The sequence below is a fragment of the Bradyrhizobium sp. SUTN9-2 genome (assembly GCF_003122645.1).
GTDB classification, from domain to species: Bacteria; Pseudomonadota; Alphaproteobacteria; order Rhizobiales; family Xanthobacteraceae; genus Bradyrhizobium; species Bradyrhizobium yuanmingense.
In genome coordinates this window covers 1,231,276-1,254,811 of record NZ_LAXE01000001.1, presented here as the reverse complement: position 1 = coordinate 1,254,811, position 23,536 = coordinate 1,231,276, and the positions used below count along the sequence as shown (strand labels likewise).

Annotated in this window: 24 protein-coding genes; 10 read left to right on the top strand and 14 right to left on the bottom strand. The window is 64.0% G+C overall.

Annotation, left to right across the window (positions count from 1 at the left end; genetic code table 11):
* Nucleotides 1-171 precede the first annotated feature (171 nt).
* Nucleotides 172-1,026, bottom strand: a complete 855-nt coding sequence (locus XF30_RS05855; RefSeq protein ID WP_109142177.1) for an SDR family NAD(P)-dependent oxidoreductase — start codon at nucleotides 1,024-1,026, stop codon at nucleotides 172-174.
* Nucleotides 1,027-1,146: 120 nt separating this feature from the next.
* On the bottom strand, nucleotides 1,147-2,034 hold the full coding sequence (locus XF30_RS05850; protein WP_244608877.1) for an alpha/beta fold hydrolase: 888 nt from the start codon (nucleotides 2,032-2,034) through the stop codon (nucleotides 1,147-1,149).
* 158 nt (nucleotides 2,035-2,192) lie between these two features.
* Between XF30_RS05850 and XF30_RS05845 the strand changes: the two genes are divergently transcribed.
* Nucleotides 2,193-3,764 carry a winged helix-turn-helix domain-containing protein gene (locus XF30_RS05845; protein WP_158284332.1) on the top strand — a complete coding sequence of 524 codons (1,572 nt, stop codon included), beginning with the start codon at nucleotides 2,193-2,195 and terminating at the stop codon, nucleotides 3,762-3,764.
* A gap of 158 nt (nucleotides 3,765-3,922) precedes the next feature.
* On the opposite strand, the gene boxB is transcribed toward XF30_RS05845, so the two are convergent.
* The 4 genes from boxB to XF30_RS05825 form a co-directional block, all read right to left on the bottom strand.
* Nucleotides 3,923-5,374, bottom strand: a complete 1,452-nt coding sequence (gene boxB, locus XF30_RS05840) for a benzoyl-CoA 2,3-epoxidase subunit BoxB (RefSeq protein WP_109142175.1) — start codon at nucleotides 5,372-5,374, stop codon at nucleotides 3,923-3,925.
* A 101-nt stretch (nucleotides 5,375-5,475) separates the two neighbouring features.
* A complete protein-coding gene (gene boxC / locus XF30_RS05835) occupies nucleotides 5,476-7,164 on the bottom strand; it encodes a 2,3-epoxybenzoyl-CoA dihydrolase (protein WP_109142174.1) in 1,689 nt (562 codons plus the stop codon).
* A 124-nt stretch (nucleotides 7,165-7,288) separates the two neighbouring features.
* Complete coding sequence (locus XF30_RS05830) at nucleotides 7,289-8,101, bottom strand: alpha/beta fold hydrolase (RefSeq protein WP_109142173.1); 813 nt, start codon at nucleotides 8,099-8,101, stop codon at nucleotides 7,289-7,291.
* Nucleotides 8,102-8,228: 127 nt separating this feature from the next.
* Nucleotides 8,229-9,770 carry a benzoate-CoA ligase family protein gene (locus XF30_RS05825; RefSeq protein ID WP_109145587.1) on the bottom strand — a complete coding sequence of 514 codons (1,542 nt, stop codon included), beginning with the start codon at nucleotides 9,768-9,770 and terminating at the stop codon, nucleotides 8,229-8,231.
* Nucleotides 9,771-9,891: 121 nt separating this feature from the next.
* On the opposite strand from XF30_RS05825, the gene XF30_RS05820 reads away from it, so the two are divergent.
* The 4 genes from XF30_RS05820 (at nucleotide 9,892) to XF30_RS05805 (ending at nucleotide 12,731) form a co-directional block, all read left to right on the top strand.
* Nucleotides 9,892-10,800: a helix-turn-helix transcriptional regulator gene (locus XF30_RS05820; protein WP_036001723.1), complete on the top strand. Its 909-nt coding sequence runs from the start codon at nucleotides 9,892-9,894 to the stop codon at nucleotides 10,798-10,800.
* 2 nt (nucleotides 10,801-10,802) lie between these two features.
* Nucleotides 10,803-11,198 (top strand): group II truncated hemoglobin, encoded by a 396-nt coding sequence (locus tag XF30_RS05815; protein WP_057028463.1) that lies wholly within the window; start codon nucleotides 10,803-10,805, stop codon nucleotides 11,196-11,198.
* Nucleotides 11,199-11,445: 247 nt separating this feature from the next.
* A complete protein-coding gene (locus XF30_RS05810; protein WP_225113437.1) occupies nucleotides 11,446-12,177 on the top strand; it encodes an AraC family transcriptional regulator in 732 nt (243 codons plus the stop codon).
* 119 nt (nucleotides 12,178-12,296) lie between these two features.
* Complete coding sequence (locus tag XF30_RS05805) at nucleotides 12,297-12,731, top strand: VOC family protein (RefSeq protein ID WP_109142172.1); 435 nt, start codon at nucleotides 12,297-12,299, stop codon at nucleotides 12,729-12,731.
* 47 nt (nucleotides 12,732-12,778) lie between these two features.
* Here the strand turns inward: XF30_RS05805 and XF30_RS05800 are convergent, their stop codons facing one another.
* Entirely contained in the window at nucleotides 12,779-13,111 is a 333-nt protein-coding gene (locus XF30_RS05800; protein ID WP_109145586.1) for a PRC-barrel domain-containing protein, read from the bottom strand.
* 664 nt (nucleotides 13,112-13,775) lie between these two features.
* On the opposite strand from XF30_RS05800, the gene XF30_RS05795 reads away from it, so the two are divergent.
* Nucleotides 13,776-14,126 carry a hypothetical protein gene (locus tag XF30_RS05795; protein ID WP_109142171.1) on the top strand — a complete coding sequence of 117 codons (351 nt, stop codon included), beginning with the start codon at nucleotides 13,776-13,778 and terminating at the stop codon, nucleotides 14,124-14,126.
* 117 nt (nucleotides 14,127-14,243) lie between these two features.
* Here XF30_RS05795 and XF30_RS05790 read toward each other — a convergent pair whose 3' ends face one another.
* The 7 genes from XF30_RS05790 to XF30_RS05760 all read right to left on the bottom strand — a co-directional run bounded on the left by XF30_RS05790 (nucleotide 14,244) and on the right by XF30_RS05760 (nucleotide 19,563).
* Nucleotides 14,244-14,957: an ABC transporter ATP-binding protein gene (locus tag XF30_RS05790; protein WP_036001768.1), complete on the bottom strand. Its 714-nt coding sequence runs from the start codon at nucleotides 14,955-14,957 to the stop codon at nucleotides 14,244-14,246.
* Nucleotides 14,950-15,717, bottom strand: a complete 768-nt coding sequence (locus XF30_RS05785; protein ID WP_036001772.1) for an ABC transporter ATP-binding protein — start codon at nucleotides 15,715-15,717, stop codon at nucleotides 14,950-14,952. Before XF30_RS05785 ends, XF30_RS05790 begins: the two co-directional genes overlap by 8 nt.
* Nucleotides 15,710-16,654: a branched-chain amino acid ABC transporter permease gene (locus XF30_RS05780; protein ID WP_109142170.1), complete on the bottom strand. Its 945-nt coding sequence runs from the start codon at nucleotides 16,652-16,654 to the stop codon at nucleotides 15,710-15,712. The genes XF30_RS05785 and XF30_RS05780 overlap by 8 nt, the downstream gene beginning before the upstream one ends.
* Nucleotides 16,651-17,568, bottom strand: a complete 918-nt coding sequence (locus XF30_RS05775) for a branched-chain amino acid ABC transporter permease (protein WP_036001780.1) — start codon at nucleotides 17,566-17,568, stop codon at nucleotides 16,651-16,653. The genes XF30_RS05780 and XF30_RS05775 overlap by 4 nt, the downstream gene beginning before the upstream one ends.
* 303 nt (nucleotides 17,569-17,871) lie before the next feature.
* Entirely contained in the window at nucleotides 17,872-18,090 is a 219-nt protein-coding gene (locus XF30_RS05770) for a hypothetical protein (RefSeq protein ID WP_036001783.1), read from the bottom strand.
* A 1-nt stretch (nucleotide 18,091) separates the two neighbouring features.
* On the bottom strand, nucleotides 18,092-18,751 hold the full coding sequence (locus XF30_RS05765) for an acyl-homoserine-lactone synthase (RefSeq protein WP_192893045.1): 660 nt from the start codon (nucleotides 18,749-18,751) through the stop codon (nucleotides 18,092-18,094).
* A gap of 83 nt (nucleotides 18,752-18,834) precedes the next feature.
* Nucleotides 18,835-19,563: a helix-turn-helix transcriptional regulator gene (locus XF30_RS05760; RefSeq protein ID WP_057028468.1), complete on the bottom strand. Its 729-nt coding sequence runs from the start codon at nucleotides 19,561-19,563 to the stop codon at nucleotides 18,835-18,837.
* A gap of 165 nt (nucleotides 19,564-19,728) precedes the next feature.
* On the opposite strand from XF30_RS05760, the gene XF30_RS05755 reads away from it, so the two are divergent.
* The 4 genes from XF30_RS05755 to XF30_RS05740 all read left to right on the top strand — a co-directional run bounded on the left by XF30_RS05755 (nucleotide 19,729) and on the right by XF30_RS05740 (nucleotide 23,404).
* The gene (locus XF30_RS05755) at nucleotides 19,729-19,905 is read left to right on the top strand and encodes a hypothetical protein (RefSeq protein ID WP_036001797.1); all 177 of its coding nucleotides are present in this window, start codon (nucleotides 19,729-19,731) and stop codon (nucleotides 19,903-19,905) included.
* A gap of 366 nt (nucleotides 19,906-20,271) precedes the next feature.
* Complete coding sequence (locus tag XF30_RS05750; RefSeq protein ID WP_109142168.1) at nucleotides 20,272-21,210, top strand: LysR family transcriptional regulator; 939 nt, start codon at nucleotides 20,272-20,274, stop codon at nucleotides 21,208-21,210.
* A gap of 131 nt (nucleotides 21,211-21,341) precedes the next feature.
* Nucleotides 21,342-22,217, top strand: coding sequence for a shikimate dehydrogenase (locus XF30_RS05745; RefSeq protein WP_109142167.1), 876 nt, complete (start codon nucleotides 21,342-21,344; stop codon nucleotides 22,215-22,217).
* A 56-nt stretch (nucleotides 22,218-22,273) separates the two neighbouring features.
* A complete protein-coding gene (locus XF30_RS05740) occupies nucleotides 22,274-23,404 on the top strand; it encodes an ABC transporter substrate-binding protein (protein WP_036001805.1) in 1,131 nt (376 codons plus the stop codon).
* The last annotated feature ends 132 nt before the right edge of the window (nucleotides 23,405-23,536 follow it).

Here is a 23,536-nt window from a genome sequence, read left to right as displayed (position 1 = left end):
GCTCAAAACCAAAACGTCGAAAACAACCCCATGCACAGTAGCGGGCCCCTTGATCGATAAGGGATCTTTCGAGCGGCCTGGAGACAACATTTGCAGCCGCCATGCAGTTGACACGTCGGGCAAAACACGCGTCGAGCTGGCGCGTGTACTCAAAATCTATGGATGCGAGAGCTAGCGTCGCGGCGTTCGTCCGCGTATCCGGTCGAATCCTTGCTTGATCGCTGCGAAGCGCTGCTCGATGAATGGTTCGTGCTCAGTATCGGTGAAAATGTAGGGCCAGTCGTTTTCGATGGCCTCGCGAACCAGCTCGCCTACGTAGAGCGGATCAACGCCGTTGTTGATCCGTTCATGCAATGCCTTGATGATCTCCGCGCGTGGTCCTTCTGTCGGCGGAGGGTTGCCGACAGCCCCGGCAAATCGGTGCGGCACGTTGCGCCGAGAGTTCATGATCTGCGTGCGGATAAAGCCCGGACACAGAACGGAGACCCCAATCTTCCTCGGCGCGAGCACGTTACGCATCCCCTCGGAGAGCGCCACCACTCCATATTTGCTTACATCGTATGCCGGACTTGGTCCCGTAATCAGTCCGGAGACGGACGCCGTGGAAATAACCTGCCCTCCTTCGCCGTGCGCTTCGATCAGCGGACCGAATATCTCGAAGCCCCAGATCACCGACATCAGATTGACGCCGAGGACCCAGTTCCAGCCTAAATCAGTCCACTCACCAAAGGTGCCGCCGCCACCCACGCCCGCATTGTTGACCAATATGTGGATTCTGCCGTACCGCGCGACGGTCGCGTCCGCTGCCGCCTGAAGTTCGCCCTTGAGCGAAACGTCCGCTTTCACGCCATCGACATCGGCTTTGGTTCGTGTCTTCAGGTCCGCGACCACATTTTTCAGCGCCTCCTCCTCGATATCGCAGAGCATGACCCTCACGCCCGCCCGCGACAGCACGGTCGCGATCCCCAGTCCGATGCCCGAGGCAGCGCCAGTCACGAATGCGGTCTGTCCAACCAAGTCTCTCATGCGCGTTCCACCTTGCTTTCACTCAACCAGTTCGCCCGCGAAATTGCGCCGCGGGGCGCTGGCTCCGCGCCTGCGATGACCGAGGCAGCCGGCGAGGGCGCTGCGGAAGCAGATGGTGATCTAGACCGCATGGCCGAGCGATCGTGAACTGAACGGAGAGGCGATGGACAGGCTGTCCCAAGCAAGCGCTTCGGTCGTAGACACATGGTCACCAATGCGCTGGGCTACTTCCGCAGCGTGCGTGCCCGGCATAAAGTGGGTTGCGCCCGCTATCGTGCATAGCGACGCGTTCGCCGACGCACGGGTCAGGATTTCCGCGCTTCGCTGCAACGCTTGCGGGCTACGCTCACCGCAGATGAGGCGGGTTGGGAGCAGGATGTTGGCGAAAGCCGATAATGGTGGATCGAATGCCGAACGCATGTCCAGAACCTGGGTCGCGGTCGTCCTAACGATGTATTGTCGCATCCGGGACGGCAGGGCATCGAAGCTGCCCTCACCGCCGAGATAATCGATCACCCGGAGCGCGGCTTCCCTCTCGCCGTTTTCGAACGCCTGGAAGTATGCATCGCGCATCGCCGTGAACTGCTCATACAGCGCAAGCTGGCTCTCCCGGCGCAGCAGGCCGAAAGCCACCGGCTCTATCAGGGTCAGGCTCATGAGCGGCAGCATCCCGCACAGCGCGACGTCCAGACACGCGAGCGCGCCGAGGGAATGTCCGACGAGATGCACGGGACCGCCGGCCCGGCGGATCACGGCTTCGATGATCTCCGCCTGCCGATCGATCGATGTATCGGCAGCCGTCCGTCGGTCCCTCGTGCCGCCATAACCCGGAAGGCTCGTCGTCACCGTCCGGAAACGACCGCCGAGCGCCTCGATCACGCCCCGCCAGCTTGACGCGGTCGCCCACGATCCCGGCACGAACACGATGGTGGGTCCCGTGCCCTCCTCGCCATAGTCGATGTGGCCGTGCCTATCCTGCAGCATTGTTGAGGCTGCGTTCATCGCCATCACTCCGGTCTCGAGGGTTTCGCCTGGCAAGAATGCGCGAAGCGCGACGGCAACACTTTACAGACCGCTTACATTTTCATTACCGACGGCTGATTTCGCGCGCTCCCCCGCTTGCTGGGCTGTGCTACGCTCGCGCTGCTGGAGGAACGGACGAGCTGATGCGCTATCTGTTTGAAGACTTTGCGCTCGACGCCGACAAGCGGGAGCTGCGCAGGGGGATCGATGCGGTTTCGGTGACGCCGCAGGCCTTCGACGTGCTTCTCTACTTGATCCGCAACCGCCAGCGTGTGGTTAGCAAGGACGATCTGATTTCCGCCATTTGGGGCGGCCGCGCCATCTCGGATGCCGCGCTTGCGACCCGCCTCAATGCAGCGCGCGCCGCAATCCATGATGCCGGCGATCAGCAGCGCCTCATTAAGACGCTACAGAGGAAGGGTTTTCGCTTCATTGGCAGCGTGCAGGAAATCGGCGGACAGGATGACGCTGCGGTCCCAAATGACGCACTTCAACCCTCGACACTAGCTCCCGCGCCGTCCGACAAACCCGCGATTGCCGTGTTGCCGTTCCAATCCATGCCGGCCCGTCCAGAACAAGAATACTTCGCCGATGGGTTGGTTGACGATATCATTACTGCTCTCTCGCGCTTCAGGACGCTCTCTGTCATCGCTCGCAACTCCTCGTTCACCTACAAAGGTAAGGCTGTCGACATCAAGCGCGTCGGACAGGAGCTTGGCGTGCGATACGTGCTCGAAGGCAGTGTGCGCAAGGGAGGGTCGCAGCTAAGAATCAATGCACAATTGATCGATGTTGCAACTGGCGCGCACCTTTGGGCCGATCGGTTTGAAGGTGCTTTGGGAAACGTTTTCGATTTACAGGACCAGGTCGCGCTACACGTGGTCGGGGCCATCGCTCCAGAAGTCGATCGTGCCGAGATCGACAGAGCCAGTCGAAAAAGGACCGGTAACATCGATGCGGTGACAGCGTATTATCGCGGTTTGCCTCATATTCGTTTCCCGACCACTCCACAGAATAATGAAGCTGCCTCTAGGCATTTCGAGCAAGCGATTGCTCTTGATCCCAGTTTTGCGCCTGCGTATGGCGGCGCTGCAACTTGCATAGCGTGGCGAAGGGCCAACAATTGGCCTGGAGACTTTGTCGAAGACAACGCTCAGGTCTTGCAGATTGCCGAACGTTTAAAGGAGCTCGGGGCAGACGACGCAATGGCCTTAACCGTTGTGGGCTTTCTCCTGTTCTGGTTCGCGCTCGACCTCAATGGCGGGGTTGAATTGGTCGAGCGCGCTATCCATTTCAATCCAACCTATGGACCCGCACTTCACGCGCGGGGCCTCATTCGAGGTTGGCAAGGCGAATCCGATGCCGCCGTTGCGGACCTTGAGCTGGCTCTGCACCTAAGTCCGCGCGATCCTTTCAACTACAACGCAATGCTGGGACTTGCCCTAGCGCATCACAACGCCGGCAGACATGCCGAAGCGGGTGAGTGGGCTGACAAAGCCGTTCGAGCCTTCCCCCCGGCGTTTAATGTAGGAATGGCTCAGGCCATCCTCTGCTACGTGGGCGCTGGACGATTGGACGACGCTCAAAGGCTGATGGCAGAAATTCTCCGCCGATCTTCTGGCTCTCGACGATCAACTGTGGCTGCCCCGCACTATTCGCCCAAGCTTAGAGCGGAACTCTTGGAAGCGATGATCAAGGCGGGACTACCCGAATAGCTTTGTTCTTGGGGCAAGCAGGCGGTGGGCAGGCTGGCGCGTGAGTACGCCGCGGCGCCTCGCGTCTATCACAGCCGCCTCTGGAATACCGGATCGCCCGGTCGAGCCGGGCGATGACACTGTGGGTGTGGAACAGTCGTGGTGCGTCGCAAGCGCCCTCACGACTCGATCTTCACATACTCGAAATCGCCCGGCTTGTTGTCGATGCCGACCTTGGGCGGCGAGATCCAGGAGGCGAACTTGCCGGTCTCGGTGACGGGCTGCATCAGGGAGGTGATGAAGTCGCCGTCGCTGGCCGACGGCAGCCATTCGTCCTTGCGCTTGGCCCAGGTCGCATCGTCGATCAGGATGCCGTCGGGCGTCGCGTGCACGTCCTTGAACTCGCCGATGTGGCGGTGGAAGGCGACGTTGGGCAGCGTCAGCTTGAAGTCGTAGCCGGCGGTCGAGATTACCTTGTTCCAGCGCAGCATGCCCTTGACGCAATCCTGGCTGTAATCGTCGCGCAGGCGCATGTTGAGCGCGGTCAGCGCCGGCTCGTCGACCAGCTTGACTTCGCCGTTGATCAGCTTGAGCACCGGATAGGTCGAATTCTTGAGCTGGTGATCGTCGTCGATCTGCGTCTCGTGGTAGCGGCCCTTGATGCCGGCGTTGAACGCGTTGGCCGCGTTGGTCGAGACTTCCGAGCCGAACAGGTCGAGCGACAGCGTGTAGTGCAGGTTCAGCTTCTTCTGGATGGTCGGAAGATCGATCACGCCGAGCGCGCGGACCTTCGCGATGTCGGTGGGATCGGTGATGCCGGCCGCCTTCATCGCATCGCAGGTGCGCTGCACGACGCGGGTGATGCCGGTCTCGCCGACGAACATGTGGTGCGCTTCCTCCGTCAGCATGAAGCGGCAGGTGCGCGACAGGGGATCGAAGCCGGACTGCGCGAGCGAGTGCAGCTGCATCTTGCCGTCGCGGTCGGTGAAATAGGTGAACATGAAGAAGGACAGCCAGTCCGGCGTCGCTTCGTTGAACGCGCCCAGCATGCGCGGCGAGTCGGCATCGCCGGAGCGGCGGCGCAAGAGATCGTCGGCCTCCTCACGGCCGTCGCGGCCGAAATACTTTTGCAGCAGGTAGACCATCGCCCAGAGGTGACGGCCTTCCTCGACGTTGACCTGGAACAGATTGCGCATGTCGTAGAGCGAGGGCGCGGTCTTACCGAGATGGCGCTGCTGCTCGACCGAAGCGGGCTCGGTGTCGCCCTGGATCACGATCAGGCGGCGCAGCATGGCGCGATGCTCGCCCGGCACTTCCTGCCAGGCCGGCTCGCCATAATGCTCGCCGAACGGCACGACGCGGTTCTCTTCCTGCGGCGCAAGGAGAATGCCCCAGCGATATTCGGGCATGCGGACATAGTCGAACTTGGCCCAGCCGCGCGGATCGACGGAGTAGGCGGTGCGCAAATAGACCAGCGATTCCTGGAAGCCCTCGGGGCCCATGTCGCTCCACCAATCCATATAGCCGGGGTGCCAGCCTTCCAGCGCTTTGAGCACCTGGCGGTCTTCAGCGAGATTGACGTTGTTGGGAATCTTGGTCGAGTAGTCGACGTTCATGATGTTCATGTTCATGTGGACCTCCCGTGGGGGACTTACTCGTTTGAAGGGCGCGAATGGCGAATGGCGAGTAGCGAATGGAATTCCCCTATTCGCTATTCGCCACTCCCTATTCGCTAGACTCGCGTCATATCGAATTTTGGTTTCTGGCCGCTGCCGTAGCGGCGCAGCGCGCCTTCCTCGCCGACGGCGTTCGGGCGCTGGAAGATCCAGTTTTGCCAGGCGGTGAGGCGCGCGAAGATCTTCGATTCCATCGTCTCGGGGCCGACGAAGCGCAGGCTCGCTTCCATGCCGGTGAGGCTGTCGGGCGAGAAGCTGGCGCGCTCCTCGAGGAACACGCGGACCTCGTCGTCCCAGTCGATGTCGTCGAGCGCGAAGGTGACGAGGCCGAGCTCTTCGGCCTGCTCCGCATCGAGGCTGGTGCCGAGCGTTGCTTCCGCGCGCTCCAAATCGGACGGATCGGCCTGAAAGCGCGATTCCAGCCGTGTCAGGCCGTGGCTCATCGGATAGGGGCCGAAATTCATGGCGGACAGCTCGATCGACGGCGGCGGACGATTGTCGCCCTGGCGGGTGCCGATCAGCATGTAGGAGCGGTCGGCGGCAAAGACGAGCTCGGCGAGCGTGCCGGCAAAGCAGGAGCCGGGCTCGACCAGCGTCACCAGCGTACGCGAAGTGACGTCGACGCGCTTGAGCACGCGCTTCCAGTAATGCCTGATCTCGTTGACCAGCCAATGCGCCTTGTTGGCTTCGAGGAAAGCATCGCTGGCGAGCACATGGGCGCGGTCGCCATGGCTCTTGAAGACAAGCATCGCGATCTCAAGCTCGTTGATGCGCAGATGCAGGATGGCGTCGTCGAGCTCGCGCGCCACTTGCAGCGGCCAGAACGAGGCGCCTTGCGCCATCATGCCGTCGATGTCGGCGGGCGGCGCGGTCTCCGGCGCCTTGATCGAGATGGTGGCGATGCGCGCGGTGCGATCGATATCGACGGTGACGAAGCCGTAGCGGATGCTGTTCTCGTCGATCAGGCGCCTGAGCGGCGTCAGCGCGATGCCCTTGCCGCTGCCCTTGCGCTTCGATTGGCCTGCGAATTCCTTGGCGCGCTCGGCGATCTTGGCCTCGAGCTTGGAGTTCGGCGCGATCTCGTCGACGAGGCGCCATTGCACGGCGCGCTTGCCCTTCACGCCTTCCTCGATGGTGCAGAAGACATCGGCGTGGTCGCGCCGCACCTTGCGCTTGTCGACCACCCGCGTAAGGCCGCCGGTGCCCGGCAGCACCGCGAGCAGCGGCACTTCGGGCAGCGCGACGGCGGACGAGCCGTCGTCGGCGAGGATGATGTGATCGGTCGCGAGCGCGAGCTCATAGCCGCCGCCGGCGGCGGAGCCGTTCACGACCGTGATGAAGCGCTGGCCGGAATTCTCCGACGAATCTTCCATGCCGTTGCGGGTCTCGTTGGTGAACTTGCAAAAGTTCACCTTGTGGGCATGGGTCGAGCCCGCGAGCATGCGGATGTTGGCGCCGGCGCAGAACACGCGGTTCTTGGCCGAGCGCAGCACCACGACCTTCACCTCGGGATGCTCGAAGCGCAGGCGCTGGATCGCGTCGGCGAGCTCAATGTCGACGCCAAGGTCGTAGGAATTGAGCTTGAGCTGGTAGCCCTCGAACAGGCCGCCATTCTCGTCGACGTCCATCGTCAACGTGGCGACGTCGCCGTCAACCGCGAGCTTCCAATGCTTGTAGCGGGACGGTTCGGTCTGGAAATCGATGAATGTCGCGCCGCCTGCGAGGCGCCGATCTTCCCCGGCCATGAGCCACCCTTAAGCTTGGTTATGCATTTGGAGCGTTAGATGCACAATAGTGCATCTAGTTAGGTTAGTCTAGCCCGAATCGCGACCTCATATGCACTTTGCTTCATCTAGGCGCGCATGGGTTTCATGCAGCCTGAAGCCCCGGATCGTCCCGCAAGGCGGCCTTTGCAAACTGCATGATGGCATCGAGCGTCGGCCCCGCGGCCTCGCGATGCGGGGAATGCGCCGCGCCGGCAATGATTTTCAGATCAACCGGGCAGTAACATTCTTCCTGCGCGATCTCCGCCTGGCGCAGGGTCCCATATTGGTCGTCTGCGCCCTGCACGATCATCACGGGCACGCGGATGTAGGCGAGGTATTCGGAGATATCCCAATCGCGGAACTTTGGATCGAGCCAGGCGCCGTTCCAGCCGTGGAAGGCGTTGTCGACGTCCTTGTGCCAGCGCGCCAGCTTTGTCTTGAGGTCCGTGGTCTCGAACGTCGTCTTGATCGCGGCGATGGATTTGATCGAGATGTCCTCGACGATGAAATGCGGCGCGATCAGCACGAGGCCGCTCACGCGATGATCCTGATGAGCCCCGGCATAGATGGTGGCGATCGAGGCACCGTCGGAATGGCCGAGCAGGAGGCCGCGCTTGAACCCGATCATGTCGAGCAGCTTCGGCAACACGTCCAGCGCCTCACGATGCATGTAGTCGAGCGCCCGCGGCAGCGCGACCGGGCTGGACTGGCCGTAGCCTGCGCGCGAATAGGCGAAGATGCCCGCGCCCGTGGCCTGCTGCAGCTTCTCGGGGAAATCACCCCAGAGGCCGACGCAGCCGAGGCCCTCATGCAGCATCACGATGGTGGGCGCGTCGGGGACTGGCGGCGCGAGCCATCTGTATTCGAGGCTGGCGCCGTCGATGTCGAGGAAGCCGGTGGGGGTGAGATTGGTCATTTCTGCGCTCTTCTCTCTCGATCGTCATGCCCGGGCTTGACCCGGGCATCCACGTCTTTTCTCACGCGTGGCGGCGCGTGGATGGCCAGGTCAAGCCCGGCCATCACGGCCTGTTGCAGGTGGCCAATTAACGCGCGCCTTCCCGCAGCTTGAACCTTTGGATCTTTCCGGTCGCGGTCTTCGGCAGCGAGTCCACCACATCGATCCAGCGCGGATATTTCCAGGGGCCGATCTTCTGCTTGACGTGCTCCTTGAGCATCTCCTGCAAGTCCGTCGTCTTTGCGCCTGGGCGCAACACGACGAAGGCTTTCGGCTTCAGGAGGCCTTCCGGATCGGCCTCGGGCACGACGGCAGCTTCCAGCACGGCCGGATGCGTGATCAGCGCGCTCTCCACTTCGAACGGCGAGACCCAGATGCCGGAGACCTTGAACATGTCGTCGGCGCGGCCGCAGAACGTGAAGCGGCCGTCGGCGTCACGAATGTATTTGTCGCCGGTGCGGGTCCACGGCCCCTCGAAGGTGCGGCGGCTCTTGTGGCGCTGGTTCCAGTAGCCCTCGCCGGCCGAGGGCGCATCGACCAGGAGCTCGCCGACCTCGCCGTCGGCGACGTCCTGCCCGGCCTCGTTGACGAGCCGCACCGCATAGCCGGGCACCGGCTTGCCGGACGAGCCGTATTTGATGTCGCCGGGCGCGTTCGACAGAAAAATGTGCAACAGCTCGGTCGAGCCGACGCCGTCGAGAATGTCGACACCGAACCGTGCCTTCCAGCTGTGGCCGACGGATTCCGGCAGCGCCTCGCCGGCGGAGGTGCAGATGCGCAAAGCCTTGCCGCCGCGCTCGCTCTTCATGGTCTCGTCGTTGAGCATCGCGGCGAACAAGGTCGGCACGCCATAGAAGATCGAGGGATTGTAGCGATTCATCAGGTCGAACATGCGCGCCGGCGTCGGCCGCTCGCTGTTGAGGATCACGCTGGCGCCGACCGACATCGGGAAGGTCAGCGCATTGCCGAGGCCATAGGCGAAAAACAATTTCGCCGCGGAGAGACACACATCGCTCTCACGGATGCCGAGCACCTGCTTGGCATAGGTGTCGGCAGTGGCCTGCAAATTGGAATGCAAATGGCGCACGCCCTTCGGCATGCCCGTCGAGCCCGACGAGTACAGCCAGAACGCCGGCTCGTCCGGATGCGTCACGGCGGTGGTGAACTGATCGTTCTCGCCAGCGAGCTCTTCGGCAAGCTGCTTGTGGCCGTTCTGCTTGGCGCCGGAGACCACGACATGCTCGAGATCCGGCATGCGGCCGACAACGTCCTTGATGACGGGATAGAGCGCTTCGGACACGAACAGCACGCGCGCGCGGCAGTCGGCGAGGATGTAGGCGTATTGGTCCGCGGTCAGCAGCGTGTTGAGCGGCACCGGCACGATGCCGGCGCGGATCGCGCCCAGGAACACGATCGGGAAATCGACCGTATCCTGCATGATCATCGCCACGCGCTCCTCGCGGCGGACGCCGAGCCGGCGCAGCATGTTGGCGGCGCGCCGGGTCTGTTGCTGGAGCTCGCCATAGGTGAGTCGCGAGACGGTATCGTCGAAGGCGAGCTTGCTGCCCCTGCCTTCGTCGACGTTACGGTCGAGCAGCCAGGTCACCGCGTTATAGGATCCCTCGCTCACGGACATCTCCCCAGAATTTAGAATTATAATTCATAGAAAGACACCACGGCGGCTTGCTGTCAATGCCAGCAGGCACTATGTTTCATTAAAACGCGCCGCAGGACCCCTGTAAAGAAGACTCATGACCGAAAGTCCCGACGCCGAATCCCGCTTCCTCGAACAACTCGGCCAGCGTGTGCGCACCATGCGCGCGCTGCGGGGCATGTCGCGCAAAGTACTCGCCAAGGTGTCGGGAATTTCGGAGCGCTACATCGCGCAGCTCGAGAGCGGCAAGGGCAATGTCTCGATCGTGCTGCTGCGCCGCGTCTCCGACGCGATGGGCGCCCATCTCGAAGATTTGCTGCCCAGCGCCGATCCGACCCCGGACTGGCAGGTGTTTCGCGACCTCCTGCGCAAGGCGACGCCCGCGCAGATTGCTCAGGCCAAGGATCTGCTCGCCGGCGGCAGCGCAACCGCGCCCCGGCGCGCGCCGTTCTGCGGGATCGCGCTGATCGGCCTGCGCGGCGCCGGCAAGTCCACACTTGGGCGGATGCTGGCGAAGAGGATCGGCTGGAGTTTCGTCGAGCTCAACAAGGAGGTCGAGCAGCAGAACGGGCTCTCGGTCGCCGAGATCATCGCGCTGTACGGCCAGGAAGGCTTTCGCCGCATGGAGCAGGCGGCACTGCAACAGCTGCTCGCGCGCAACGAGCTGATGGTGCTGGCAACCGGCGGCGGCATCGTCTCCGAGCCCCTGACCTTCGACCAGGTCCTCTCCTCGTTCTACACGATCTGGCTGAAGGCCGAGCCCGAGGAGCACATGGCGCGCGTGCGTCGCCAGGGCGATCTACGCCCGATGGCTGATGATCGCTCGGCGATGACGGAGCTGCGCAACATCCTGCTCAGCCGCGAGCCGTTGTATTCGCGCGCGACCGCGGTGGTGGATACCGCCGGCCTCTCCGTCGATGCCGCCGCCGCACGCCTGATCGATGCGGTGCGGCCGGTGCTGCAGAACGAAGCCCGCAGCTTCGGCCTGCGCAGCGTGGCGCTGTAGCGATGACGTCCACCGACGTCGCCACCTCCATGTTCGAGCGGATCGGCGGCAGCGCCACGATCGACGCCCTCGTCGACCGCTTCTACGACCGCATGGACACGCTGCCGGAGGCGAAGATCATCCGCGCCATGCATGCGGACGACCTCGGCCTGATCAGGGACGTGCTGAAGCGCTATCTCACCGAATGGACCGGTGGCCCGCGGCTCTATACACCCGAGAAAGGTCATCCGCGGCTGCGCCAGCGCCATTTCGGCTTCGCCATTGGGGACGCCGAGCGCGACGCCTGGATGCTCTGCATGCGCGGCGCGCTGGAGGAGACGATCACGGACGCCGCCGCGCGCCAGGATCTCGACAAGGCGATAGCGGGCCTGGCCGACTGGATGCGCAACCGGCCGTGACGGGGCGGCAGCGCTTCGGCGCAATTCGACGGCGTGCCACGCACCGGGTCATTTGAGTTCCGCTGCGATCGCCTGCTAAGCTCCAGGCATGACCGACATGCTCCGCGACACCATACGCATGGAGCGCGAAGCGACGGAGCGTTAGCGCGTGATGGACGCACCTCCCGATGTCATCCGTCGACCGCCCTCGCCGCGTCTTGCGCGGCTGATCTCCAGCATTTCCTTCTACCGCGAGCGCGGGATCGGCTTGGCCGCCTTCCGCCACGCCGCGCCGCTTGCACTGCCTCTGCTGGTGAATTTGGGAACGCCCTTCCGCATCGCGCTCGGACACCGACCGGACACCGCCGATGCGCGGCCGAGTTTCGCAGCGGGTCTGTTTCCTGGGCCGGTCGTGATCGAATCCGACGGGCGCGCCGAATGCGTTCAGGTCGATTTCACGCCGCTCGGGGCGTATCGCTTCTTCGGAGGCGCCGTGCCCGATCTGACCGCGCGGATCGTCGGGCTCGACGACATTCTGGGACGGCACGGCAGGGAACTCCGCGCCAGGGTGGCCGAGGCGGCCGGCTGGCAGCGACGATTCGAGATCGTCGAAGACTTCGTGCTTCGCCGCGCCGTACACGAGCCCTCGCCTGAGGTCGCCTTCGCGCTGGAGACGCTGTGGCGAGGCGCGGGCGCGGTCAGGATCGCCGACATTGCCTCCGACATCGGCTGGAGCCGCAAGCATCTCACACGCCGCTTCCACCGCGAGATCGGCGCTCCGCCAAAGACGCTGGCCCAGATGCTGCGCTTTCATCGCGCTTGCGTCCTGGCCCGGACGGATGGCGCAGGCGGCTGGGCGGCCATTGCCGCGGACGCCGGCTATGCCGACCAGGCACATCTTGCTCGCGATTTCCGGATGTTCAGCGGAGAGACGCCGACCGGATGGGCCGCGCGGCTCGATGTCGTCGATTCACGCCTGATGCGGGACGGCGGGGGCTAGCGCCAAAACAGCGGCAAGACGGCGCGAGGCACGGTCAGGTCCCATTTGTTCAAGCCGGCCGCCATGATCCGAACTAGGGTCGGCTTCGCAACAAGCTTGCACCGAACCTGGAGAGTGTCATGAACCAGCCGAACGGCTACGAAGCGCCGCGCCTCTACCACACCATGCGCTGCAAGGATGCCGAGGCGATGATCGCCTGGCTGAAGGACGTTCTCGGCTTCACCGAACGGGTGGTGTACCGCAAGGAGGGCACGGTCGTTCACGCCGAGCTGGCGTTCGGATCGTCGATCCTCATGCTGGGCGCGCATCGCGACGATGCCTACGGCAAATTGGTTGGCGACATCGGCGGCCGGCGGACGGATGCCGTCTATCTGGCTGTCGATGATCCCGACGCGCTCTATGCGAAGGTGAAATCCGCTGGTGCAGAGATCGAGATGGAGCCCTACACGACCGATTATGGCAGCCGCGATTTCGCCGCACGCGATCCGGAGGGCGGGCTCTGGAGCTTCGGCACCTATTGGCCCAAGGTCGGCGAGCCGCCGCTCGCGGGATAGCGGGCGCTCGCGTCAAATACTGCTCCGCGGCCGAACCGTCTTGCTCGCTAGACCGACCAGTAATGCGGATGCGGGTAGGGCTGCGAGCGGTCGCCCCAGTCGAACGCGTCGCCATCGAACTCGCACGGGCCGCTGCTGAGTTCGTCCAGCGTCTGCTCGGTCTGGAACGCCTGCCGTGCTGGATCGTATTTCAGCGCGCTCCACTGCAGCGGATAATGGTGACGCGTACCGAGCAGCCCGCCGGTCTTGATCACGGCATAGGCAACCGTTCCGCTCATCTTGTCGAGCATCAACCGCTCGATCGTGCCGAGCTTCGTGCCGTCGCGTCCGTAGACGGCGACGTGCTCCACGCGATCACTGGGAACCATGGTGTGGTTCATGGTGTCCTCCCTGTTCTCGTTCACGATATTATAGCACCGGTTTCGCGGCGGCGGGAGCAGCTACAACTGCTGTAAGCGGCCCGCCCCGGCCACCAGAGCGTCACTTCAGCCGAATCGTGTCGACGCGACGGCACTGGACGCAATGATAAACGTGCTCCGCAGGCAGCGTGACTATTCCAGGTAGTGTCGCCAGGAACTTCATTGGCCGCCTGCATTTTGAGCAGATGAGGATCGGCGGATCGTCTTGGCGATCGGAGCTCATACAATAACCGGGGCTGAGGCGCCCGCACGTTACTGCCGCGCTGCGGGCGCTTCATCCCGGGAGAACTACCGGCCTTGATCGGAATCCGATCGGCCCCGCTCGGCGCGCTGCTTCACGCCCGCGTGAGGCGACTTCTTCCGGACTGTTGCGACGACATCGCGCCGCCCCCGGACGAAGCCATTTTCCTCACCCGGCGAAAAACGCCGGAAAGGCAGGCGGTCTAGAATTCTCTGCATTGATCAACAACGGAGTTCGGTCATGTGGGGTCAACTTTTCAGCCTGATCTATCGCCTGTCCTGCCGGACCACCCTGATCGAGATCGGCACGCACCGCCTCGCGCGTTAGGTCCATGAAGCCCAAGGGAATTGGGTAAGGTCGATTGACCAGATGACGGGGATTGCCATGAGCAAGCTGATCCTGATCGCCGCGATGTCGCTGCTCGCAAGCCAGGCCAATGCCGGAGGCTCGCGGAGCCTCAGCCTGGCGGCCAGCAATGCAAGCCAGCAGGCGGAACAGCCGGCCACTGCGACGCCAGTTCCAGCGCAGACGCCTCAAGCCCCGCCAACAACGAATGGGCCGACGGCGACCGCACCAGCTGCATCGACGGCGCCTGCCTCTGCAATTCCGGCCGCCACAACGTCGGCCCGGTCCGCGACGGCGTCGAGGGCCGAAACCGCCAAGCCGAAGCGCCGGCAGCCGTCCACCGAGGCGCGCGTGATCCGCGAGCTGCATCGGCACGGAATTTATTGGTGAGAGCTCACGTTATCTCTTCCGTCATTGCGAGCGCAGCGAAGCAATCCAGGATCTTTCCGCAGCGGCAGTCTGGATTGCTTTGCTGTGCTCGCAACGACGACGCGGCTGGAGCCGGGCTCAGATTCCCAGATATTTGTGCTGCAGGTCCGGCGCGGCCATCAGCTCGTCGGAGGTGCCGCTCCACACCGTCTTGCCGCGCTCGATGATGTAGTGGCGATCGCAGATGCGGGCGAGATGGTCGACGTTCTTGTCGACGACCAGGATCGACTGTCCGCGGCTCTTGAGTAGCGACAGGCAATTCCAGATCTCCTGCCGGATCAGCGGCGCGAGGCCTTCGGTCGCCTCGTCCAGGATCAGGAGCTTTGGATTCGTCATCAGCGCGCGGCCGATCGCGAGCATCTGCTGCTCGCCACCGGAAAGCTGGTTGCCCATGTTGGACGCGCGTTCGGCGAGGCGCGGAAACATCACGTAGATCGCGGCGAGCGTCCAGGGATTATCGCTGTTGAAGCGATCCGCCGCGGCCGCGACCAGGTTTTCGCGCACGGTGAGGTTCGGGAAGATCTGCCGGCCCTCGGGCACGAGACCAACACCGAGTTTCGCAATCCGGTAGGACGGAAGCTGCCGCACCTCCGCGCCCGCGAAGCGAATGGTGCCCGCGCGCGCCGGCGTCAGGCCCATGATGGAGCGGATGGTGGTGGTCTTGCCCATGCCGTTGCGGCCCATCAGCGAGACCATCTCGCCCGGCTTGATCGACAGCGACAGGCCGAACAGCACCTGGGACAGGCCGTAGCAGGTCTCGATGCCGTCGACCTCGAGCAGCGTGTCAGCCATGATGCGTCACCACATGCTGATCGCCGAGATAGGCGCGCTTGACGTCCTCATTGGCCCGGATCGCGGCCGGGTCGCCGGAGGCGATGACGCGGCCATAGACCAGCACCGTGATGCGGTCGGCCAGCGCGAACACCGCCGGCATGTCGTGCTCGACCAGCACGATCGAGACCTCTTTCCGCAGCTCCTGGAGCAGCTTCACCATGCGCTGGGATTCGGTCACGCCGAGGCCGGCCATCGGCTCGTCGAGCAGCAACAGCTTCGGCTTGCTGGCGAGCGCGACCGCGAGCTCCAGCTCGCGGCGTTCGCCGTGGCTGAGCCTGGAGACCACGATATCGGCGCGATGGCCGAGGCCGACGCGATCGAGCGCCGCCTGGGCGGCATCGCGCAGACCCTTCTCTTTCCGCGCATTGGCGAAGAATCGGAACGAGGTGCCGGCATGCGCCTGCGCCGCCAGCGCGACATTGTCCGCGGCGGTGAAGTCGAGCAGCAGCGAGGTGATCTGGAACGAACGCGCCAGGCCCAACGCGCAGCGGCGATAGGCCGGCAGATAGGTGATGTCGCGCCCCGCCAGCGAGACGCTGCCGGAATGCGGTTCGAGATGCCCGGTGAGCTGGCTAATCAGCGTGGTCTTGCCGGCGCCGTTCGGGCCGATGATGGCGTGCAGCTCGCCGGATGCGACGTCGAGCGAGACGTTGTCGGTCGCGATGATTCCGCCGAAGCGGCGCACCAGCTTTTCGACGCGGAGCAAGGGTTCAGCCACGGCCAGCCCTCCCGAGTGCGCCCATGATGCCGCCGCGGCCGAACAGGACGATGAGCAGCAGCAGCGGGCCCAGGATCAGCGCCCAATATTCGGTGATCTGCGACAGCAGTTCTTCCAGCAGCAGGAACACCACCGCACCCATGACCGGGCCGAACAGCGTGCCCATGCCGCCCAGGATCACCATCACCATGAGGTCGCCGGAACGGGTCCAGTACATCACGGCCGGGCTTACGAAATCGGTGTTGTTGGCGAGCAGCGCGCCGGCAAGGCCGCACATCGTGCCTGATATGACGAAGCAGACCAGTTGGTAACGCTTGGCCGGGAAGCCGATGGCCTGCATGCGCTGCTCGTTGGAACGCAGGCCCTGCACGACAAGACCGAAGCGCGAGTTGACGATGCGCCATATCAGGAGCATGACGCCGAAAAGGCAGGCGAGGCAGAGATAATAGAACTGCGTGCGGTTGCCGAGATCGATCAGGCCCGAGAAGTCGCTGCGCGTGTAGATGGTCAGGCCGTCGTCGCCGCCGTAACGGGCCAGGCCCGAGGCGACATAGTAGGCCATCTGGGCGAAGGCCAGCGTGATCATGATGAAGTAGACGCCACGGGTGCGCAGCGACAGCGCGCCGATCACCAGCGCATAGATCGCCGACGCCGCAATCGCGACCGGAAACTGGATGAAGCCGGACCCAACGCCTTCCTGCGCGAGCATGCCGACGGCATAGCCGCCGATGCCGAGATACGCGGCATGGCCAAAGCTCATCAGGCCCGCAAATCCCATGATGAGGTTGAGGCTCGCAGCCGCCAGCGCCAGGATGATGATGCGGGTGAACAGCGTCAGGATGAAGATGTTGCCGGTCAGATGCGAGTAGAGCGGCAGCAGCACGAGGCCCGCCAGCATCAGGGCCGTGACGGCCTTGCTCACGCTCAAACTCTTCATCGACGGTTGGCCGGAAACAGCCCCTCCGGCCGCACCACCAGCACGATCGCCATCAGCAGATAGATCAGCATGGAGGACAGCGCGGGCGCGGCGGTGGATGCGGCGGCGCCGCTCAGCACCTGGCGGAGCAGGTTCGGAAGGAAGGCGCGGCCGAGCGTGTCGATCATGCCGACGAAGATCGCAGCGAGGAAAGCGCCGCGGATCGAACCGATGCCGCCGATCACGATGATGACGAAAGCGAGGATCAGGATGTTCTCGCCCATGCCGATCTGCACGGTCAGGATCGGCGCCTGCATCAGCCCGGCAAGGCCCGCGAGTGCGGCGCCCAGGCCGAACACCAGCGTGTAGAGCAGCTTGATGTTGATGCCAAGTGCGCCGATCATCTCGCGGTTGGAGGCGCCGGCGCGGATCAGCATGCCGATGCGGGTGCGCATCACGCCGAGATAGAGCAGCAGCGCGACCAGCAGCGCTACCCCAATGATGGCGAGGCGATAGGCGGGATAGTGAATGCCGGGCAGGATCGGCACCGGCACGGTGAGCCAGGCCGGCAGCGGCAGCGCCAGGCCCGCCGGGCCCCAGATCAGCCGCACGGCTTCGTTGAAGAACAGGATCAGGCCGAAGGTCGCGAGCACGTGGTCGAGATGGTCGCGGCCATAGAGATGCCGCAGCGCGCTCACCTCCAGCACGATGCCGAGCACGAGCGTCGCGCCCAACGCCATCAGCGCGCCGAGCAGGAAGCTGCCGGTCCACGCCGCGAAGGTGGCGGCGAAATAGGCGCCCATCATATAGAGCGAGCCGTGCGCGAGGTTGACGAGATCCATGATCCCGAACACCAGCGTCAGGCCCGCGGCGAGCAGGAACAGCAGCAGACCGAACTGCAACCCATTCAAGAATTGTTCGACGACGAGCAGCATCAGGACTCTTTCAGGCGCATACAGACGCGCGCCGATGTTCGAACACTGTCGCCATCAGTGAAAGAGCTCCCCCTGCCTCTTCAAGGCCGAAAAATGGGTAATGGCAGTATCGTTCCGAGGCAAGAGCGATTCGACATCAAACATGCACTTTGTTGCATCTCGGCACGTGCGGCCGGGACGCGCCGCGCAATGCAAAAAAGCTGCCGCACGGCATGAGGCAACCTGCCGCAGCCAAACGGCATCACCCTCTCACCGGCTGGCGGTGAGAGGGTACGATCGTCGTAAAATCGAGCAGGGCTGCGTCTAGTGCGACGTCATCTGCCGGGGGAGCTCGTCCGGCTCGGCGAGAACGCTGTTGGCCGTCGACGCCTCCAGAGCCGCCATCCGAAACAGATAGGCGAGCGTCGTCAATCCGGTGTCCTCCGCCATTTGCGCCAGTTCGAGCGCCATGTCGGACATGTAGCCGAGATCCTCGTCTTTCATTTGCGCCATGATCTGGCTGTCCCGCATCACGTTCGACATCTCAGGCGCTCTTTCGTTGCGCGGCAACATGACCGCAGAGGTTGGCACGTGCGACGGCATCGAGACGAGGGCCGTCCTGCTGCACGACCGAAGCCGTGCCGATCCGACGATGCAGGGCATCGAGCGTCTCCCGACGAATGTCGATGGTCGCCGCCATGGTCCATGCGTTCTCGACCAGAGCCGGTAGGCCGAGCGGCGTCACGACGAAGCCGGCTTCGTGGAAGCGCGGCAGCCACCAGGTCTCCATGATCGCGCTGACCTGCGCGATTCCCTGGTCGAGGCAGAACTCCTGCACCGCAGCCATCAGTTGCAGGTTGAGCGCGCCGTCGCGGCGATCGCGCACGACGAAGTAGCGCGACCATTCCCACACTAGCGGATCGGCGGGCCAGCCGCGAACCGCCGCCAGATGCGGAAACACCTCACTCATCATCGAGGGCTTGGTGGTCGGATAGAGCCGATGACCGCCCACAACGCGGCGGCCCTCCAGCGCCAGCAGGTAGACGGTGTCCTCGTCGTCATAGGAATCGATCTCACGGCCATCCGGCCTGCGCAGCGTCTCCCAGCGCCGCTCCTCGACGAAGATGTCGTGACGCAGCCGGAAATGCTGCTCGATTACGTCTTCATAAAGGTGACGATTTGCCGCGGAAACTGCGTGAATCATGAAAACCCCCATTCATCCTCAATGGGGGGAGATTCTGCGAAAAGACGCAGCTTCGGTATTGGGAAATTTCCCAGTAAGGCGGCTTAAGGATTGATGATCTTGTTCCGAATCGCCAGCGCGACCGCATGCGTACGGTTGACCGCGCCGAGCTTGCGCGCAGCAGTTGCAAGATGCTCTTCGGCGGTGCGCTGGGTGATGTGCAGGATCTCGCCGATTTCCCAGGCCGACTTCCCCTGCGAAGCCCAGGCGATCACCTCGCGCTCGCGCGGGGTGAGGCGCGTCGACAAATGCGGCATCGGCTCGAGCAGGCGGCGAATATGGTCGAAGCCATACATCGCCATCAGGTGCAGCGCCGGCTTGCTGCGCGCATTGAGGTCGAGATGGACGCCGCCGAGCGAGACCGCCGCCTCGTAGCCGGTGAGCCCGTGGATCGGCACGATGAAGCCGCGCGACATGCGGAACTCGCTGGCACGGTTCATCACCTCGGCCGCATTCGGCTCGAGTTCCGCATCATAGGGCGCTTCCGACCACTCGAACGGATTGACCGACTGCCGGCACAACCGCACCACGGGATCGAAACGATCGTAGTTTTTCTCGGTGTAGAGGCTGAACCATCCCGCAGGCCAGCGTTTGGCGAGCACCATCTGCGCAAACTGCTGATCGGGATTGGGCAACCCCGTCACGATGATGGTTTCGAAGCCGAAGCGACCGAACGCCGCTTCGAGCGCGTTCATGGCCTCTGGTACCTTGCGGTAGGTCTGCAGGCCTTCGATGAAGTCGAGCGCCTCCCGGCCATAGTCTACGGCGGACATCGTACGTTTCCTGACCCTCGCGCTTCCGTATAGCACGTATTCACAGACCGCCTCAATTCGCTGTGGCCGTAGTTTCCCGGTGCTCATGCGCTCTGAGGATTTAACTACTTGTGGCAGAATTGACGCCACGATACACCTGAGAACATCCGAAGCGGGAAGCCAACGATGGAAGACGAGGACATCGCCCTCAACAGCGTGCTCGGCCTGGAATTGAACCGCGTGTTTTTTGCCGTCCGCGAAACGGCGAACAAGCAGAAGATCATCGAGTTTGCGCGCGAGGTGCTGCAGAGCGAGCGCGCGGAGCTGGCCGAGAGCGTGTCGCCGGAAGGGCCGGCGAGCTAGAACGCCATTGCAAAGACGACGCCGGAGCAACAGATCGCGTCACGAGGACGCCTCTCCATCTGATCGCGCGGGTTTTAGTCGAAACACTCTGACCGCGAATTTTGGCTTCCCTTCTCCCCTTGTGGGAGAAGGTGGCGCGAAGCGCCGGATGAGGGTCTCTCTCCGCGAATCCAACTCCCATTTGAAGTCGCGGAGAGAGACCCTCACCCGTCTCGCCGCTCTGCGGCGATCCACCCTCTCCCACAAGGGGAGAGGGAAAGCGCCAGCCTCCGACCACATCGGCGCACACTTGCCGCTGGATGACAGCGCATCTCTCGTGAGATGATCGCCGCGATCTCTTGTCGATGCCAGGGACGGTTCAAGGCCATGATGACGCTGCGCCAGGTCGAAGTGATCCGTGCCGTGATGGTGACGGGCACCATCGGCGGTGCGGCGAAGCTGCTCAACGTCTCGGCGCCGGGGATCAGCCGCCTCGTCAAATACACCGAGCGCTCGCTCGGCATCCGCTTCTTCCAGCGCCAGAACGGCCGCTACTTCCCGACGCCGGAAGCGGAGAACATCTTCGAGCAGATCAACGGCGTCTACAAGAAGGTCGACGACCTCTCCGAGATCATCTCCAAGATCGGCCGCGGCGGCCTGTCGGAGCTGCGCATCGGCTCGGTGCCGAGCATCTCGCAGGTGATGGTGCCGCGTGCGATCGAGCGCGTCCGCCGCCGCTATCCCGATCTCGGCATCGACATCAACATCCTCAAGCTCGAGGAAGCCATCGACTACCTGATGCTCGGCCGCGGCGAATGCGTGGCGATGAGCTATCGGCTCGAGCATTCCGGGCTCGACTTCATGCCGCTCGCCTCGGGCGAGCTCTATTGCATCGTGCCGCCCGGCCACGAGCTCTCCGGCCGCAAGCAGGTCTCCGCCGCCGAGATCACGCGCTATCCGCTGATCGGCATCGATCCCAACGATCCTTACGGCCGGATCATGGCCGGGATCTTCGCGCGCCACCGGCTCGACTACAACATCACGATCCGCGCGCGCTTCGGCACCACCGTCTGCGCGCTGGTGAAGGCGGGGCTCGGCATCGCCATCATCGACCAGTTCACCGTCGCCCATGGCGGCTATCCCGGCATCGAGCTTCTGAAGATCGCCGAGCCGACGCGGTTCGACACCTACATCGCAGTCAAGCGCGGCACGCCGCTGTCGCTGCATGCGGAGTACTTCATCGAGGCCCTGCGCACCGAGATGCGCGCGGTCGAGCCGTCCCGCGGCAGTGGCAAGACCGCCCCTGCCCGCGGGCGGAAGCAATAACATGATGTTAGGTTTGCCAGATAAAAGGGTAATTGTGTTAGGCGGGGGAAAGGCTATCGTCGCAGCTGGAGTTGCACGGATTTCCCCGCTAATGGCCGGGGCCGGACGCTCCCTTGAGACGATAGCGAACCATGTCGAAACGCGGATACGCCGCCAGCAAGAAGCTCCTCACCGGCCTGATCGGCGCCCCGATCGCGCATTCCGCCTCGCCCGCCATGCATGAGCGCGCCGCCGAAGCGCTCGGCCTGCGCGGCCATTACCAGCTTATCGAGGTCGCCGGCGCCGATGCGGCCGGGCTGCGCTTGATGCTTGAGGGCGTCCGGCGGCTCGGCTTTGCCGGCGTCAATGTCACCTACCCCTACAAGGAAGCGGTGGTGCCGCTGCTCGACGCGCTGGCGCCGGGCGCAGCCAGCATGGGCGCGGTCAACACTGTCGTGGTCAGGGACGGCCGGCTGACCGGCCACAACACCGACACCACGGGCTTCGCGCGGGCGGTGACGCCATTGCTGGCGCCCTCCGGCAACGCCATCGCCCTGATCGGCGCCGGCGGCGTCGGCAAGGCCATCGCGTTTGCGCTGGCGAGCCAAGAGGTGGCTGACATCCGCATTTTCGACAGCGAGCCGGCGCGCGCCGAGAAGCTGGCCACCATGCTCGCCCCGCGCGGCGCCCGCGTCGCCGCCAGCGTCGAGGATGCGCTCGAGGGTGCGACCGGTCTCGTCAACGGCACGCCGGTCGGCATGCTGCCGAACCGTGACACGCCGGTGCCGGCGAGACTGCTCAGGGCGGACCTTTGGGTCGCCGACGCCGTCTACTCGCCGCTGATCACGCCGCTGCTGGCCGCAGCGCGAGAGAAAGGCGCGAAGATCATGACCGGCCGCGACCTCGCGATCTACCAGGCCGCCGACGCCTTCGAATTGTTCACAGGCCTTGCCCCATCCACCGAGATCATGGGAGAGGCTTTCGACGCCGTGATGGCAGCGCGCAGCGCCGCCTATCAGGCAGCTTGAGGCGAAGCGGCCGGATACAAGGCCGCTTGCAAGATTTGAAACGGGAGGAGAGGACGATGAAATCAACGCTAGTGGTGGGCGCATTGCTCACCGTCATGACCGCAACGGGCGCCTTTGCCCAGGCGATCAAGCTCGCCAATGTCGCGGAGCTCTCGGGCGGCGGCGCTACCGTCGGCACCAACTGGAAGAACGGCATCGACCTCGCGATCGAGGAGATCAACGCCAAGGGCGGCGTGCTCGGCCGCAAGCTCGAGGTCAGCCACGCCGACTCGCAGTCCAACCCCGGGGTGGCGCGCGCCCAGGTGCAGAAGGCGCTCGACGCCGAGCCCTATGTGCTGCTCGGGCCCGGTTATTCCGGCTCGGTGAAGGTGACCGCGCCGCTCGCGGCCGAAGCCGGCATCGCGCAGATTATGGGCGGCGAAGCCGCCGAGCTGACGCAGACAGGAAACAAGTTCCTGTTCCGCACCTCCTTCGGCCAGCAATCCTCAATGCCGAAGGTCGCAAAGTACATCCACGACGAGATGAAGGCGAAGACCGTTGCGGTGGTCTGGGTCAACAACGATTTCGGCCGCGGTGGCCGCGACGTCGTGGTCAAGGAGCTCGACCGGCTCGGCTCCAAGGTCGTCGCCGATCTCTCCACCGAAGCGGGCCAGGCCGACTTCGCCGCCGACGTCGGCAAGATCAAGGCCGCCAATCCCGACGCCGTGTTCGTCTACCTGAACGAGGAAGAGAGCGCGCGCATCCTGAAGGAGCTGAAGCGCCAGGGCGTCACCGCGCCGCTGATGGGCGAGACCACGCTGATCGGCCAGAAGGTGATCGAGCTCGCGGGCGATGCCGCCAACGGCGCGCGCGGCCATGTCGGCCTCACCACCGACGCGCCGGTCGATCTGGTCAAGGCGTTCCGCGAGAAGTTCTCCAAGAAGTACAATTACGTCCCCGATCATAACGGCCTGAAGGGCTACCTCGCCGTCTACATGGTGAAGGCGACCACGGAAAAGATGGGCAAGGTCGACCCGAAGAAGTTCGCCGACACGCTGCACGGCCTCACCATCAAGGCCGCGGACGAGCCGGGCATTTTGATGGACGTCACCTTCAGCGACACCGGCGACATCGACCGCCAGAGCTTCCTGGTCGAGGTGGTCGAAGGCAAGCAGGTGGTGAAGCAGGTGCTGCCCAAGGTGAAGTGAAGCGTGGCCCTTCTCCCTCGCCCCGCTCTACGCGGGGAGAGATCTTTCGTCTCCCTCTCCCCGCCCCTTCGCGGGGAGAGGGCGGGGTGAGGGGCTGCTTCCGCGACGACGGTGACAATCGAGTACGCGGAG

What these genes read in the sequence shown, in the direction of transcription:
- XF30_RS05855 (WP_109142177.1), bottom strand. Translation starts at nt 1,026, where the DNA reads ATGAGAGACTTGGTTGGACAGACCGCATTCGTGACTGGCGCTGCCTCG.
- XF30_RS05850 (WP_244608877.1), bottom strand. Translation starts at nt 2,034, where the DNA reads ATGGCGATGAACGCAGCCTCAACAATGCTGCAGGATAGGCACGGCCAC.
- XF30_RS05845 (WP_158284332.1), top strand. Translation starts at nt 2,193, where the DNA reads ATGCGCTATCTGTTTGAAGACTTTGCGCTCGACGCCGACAAGCGGGAG.
- boxB (WP_109142175.1), bottom strand. Translation starts at nt 5,374, where the DNA reads ATGAACATGAACATCATGAACGTCGACTACTCGACCAAGATTCCCAAC.
- boxC (WP_109142174.1), bottom strand. Translation starts at nt 7,164, where the DNA reads ATGGCCGGGGAAGATCGGCGCCTCGCAGGCGGCGCGACATTCATCGAT.
- XF30_RS05830 (WP_109142173.1), bottom strand. Translation starts at nt 8,101, where the DNA reads ATGACCAATCTCACCCCCACCGGCTTCCTCGACATCGACGGCGCCAGC.
- XF30_RS05820 (WP_036001723.1), top strand. Translation starts at nt 9,892, where the DNA reads ATGACCGAAAGTCCCGACGCCGAATCCCGCTTCCTCGAACAACTCGGC.
- XF30_RS05815 (WP_057028463.1), top strand. Translation starts at nt 10,803, where the DNA reads ATGACGTCCACCGACGTCGCCACCTCCATGTTCGAGCGGATCGGCGGC.
- XF30_RS05805 (WP_109142172.1), top strand. Translation starts at nt 12,297, where the DNA reads ATGAACCAGCCGAACGGCTACGAAGCGCCGCGCCTCTACCACACCATG.
- XF30_RS05800 (WP_109145586.1), bottom strand. Translation starts at nt 13,111, where the DNA reads ATGAACCACACCATGGTTCCCAGTGATCGCGTGGAGCACGTCGCCGTC.
- XF30_RS05795 (WP_109142171.1), top strand. Translation starts at nt 13,776, where the DNA reads ATGAGCAAGCTGATCCTGATCGCCGCGATGTCGCTGCTCGCAAGCCAG.
- XF30_RS05790 (WP_036001768.1), bottom strand. Translation starts at nt 14,957, where the DNA reads ATGGCTGACACGCTGCTCGAGGTCGACGGCATCGAGACCTGCTACGGC.
- XF30_RS05780 (WP_109142170.1), bottom strand. Translation starts at nt 16,654, where the DNA reads ATGAAGAGTTTGAGCGTGAGCAAGGCCGTCACGGCCCTGATGCTGGCG.
- XF30_RS05775 (WP_036001780.1), bottom strand. Translation starts at nt 17,568, where the DNA reads ATGCTGCTCGTCGTCGAACAATTCTTGAATGGGTTGCAGTTCGGTCTG.
- XF30_RS05770 (WP_036001783.1), bottom strand. Translation starts at nt 18,090, where the DNA reads ATGTCGAACGTGATGCGGGACAGCCAGATCATGGCGCAAATGAAAGAC.
- XF30_RS05765 (WP_192893045.1), bottom strand. Translation starts at nt 18,751, where the DNA reads ATGATTCACGCAGTTTCCGCGGCAAATCGTCACCTTTATGAAGACGTA.
- XF30_RS05760 (WP_057028468.1), bottom strand. Translation starts at nt 19,563, where the DNA reads ATGTCCGCCGTAGACTATGGCCGGGAGGCGCTCGACTTCATCGAAGGC.
- XF30_RS05755 (WP_036001797.1), top strand. Translation starts at nt 19,729, where the DNA reads ATGGAAGACGAGGACATCGCCCTCAACAGCGTGCTCGGCCTGGAATTG.
- XF30_RS05750 (WP_109142168.1), top strand. Translation starts at nt 20,272, where the DNA reads ATGATGACGCTGCGCCAGGTCGAAGTGATCCGTGCCGTGATGGTGACG.
- XF30_RS05745 (WP_109142167.1), top strand. Translation starts at nt 21,342, where the DNA reads ATGTCGAAACGCGGATACGCCGCCAGCAAGAAGCTCCTCACCGGCCTG.
- XF30_RS05740 (WP_036001805.1), top strand. Translation starts at nt 22,274, where the DNA reads ATGAAATCAACGCTAGTGGTGGGCGCATTGCTCACCGTCATGACCGCA.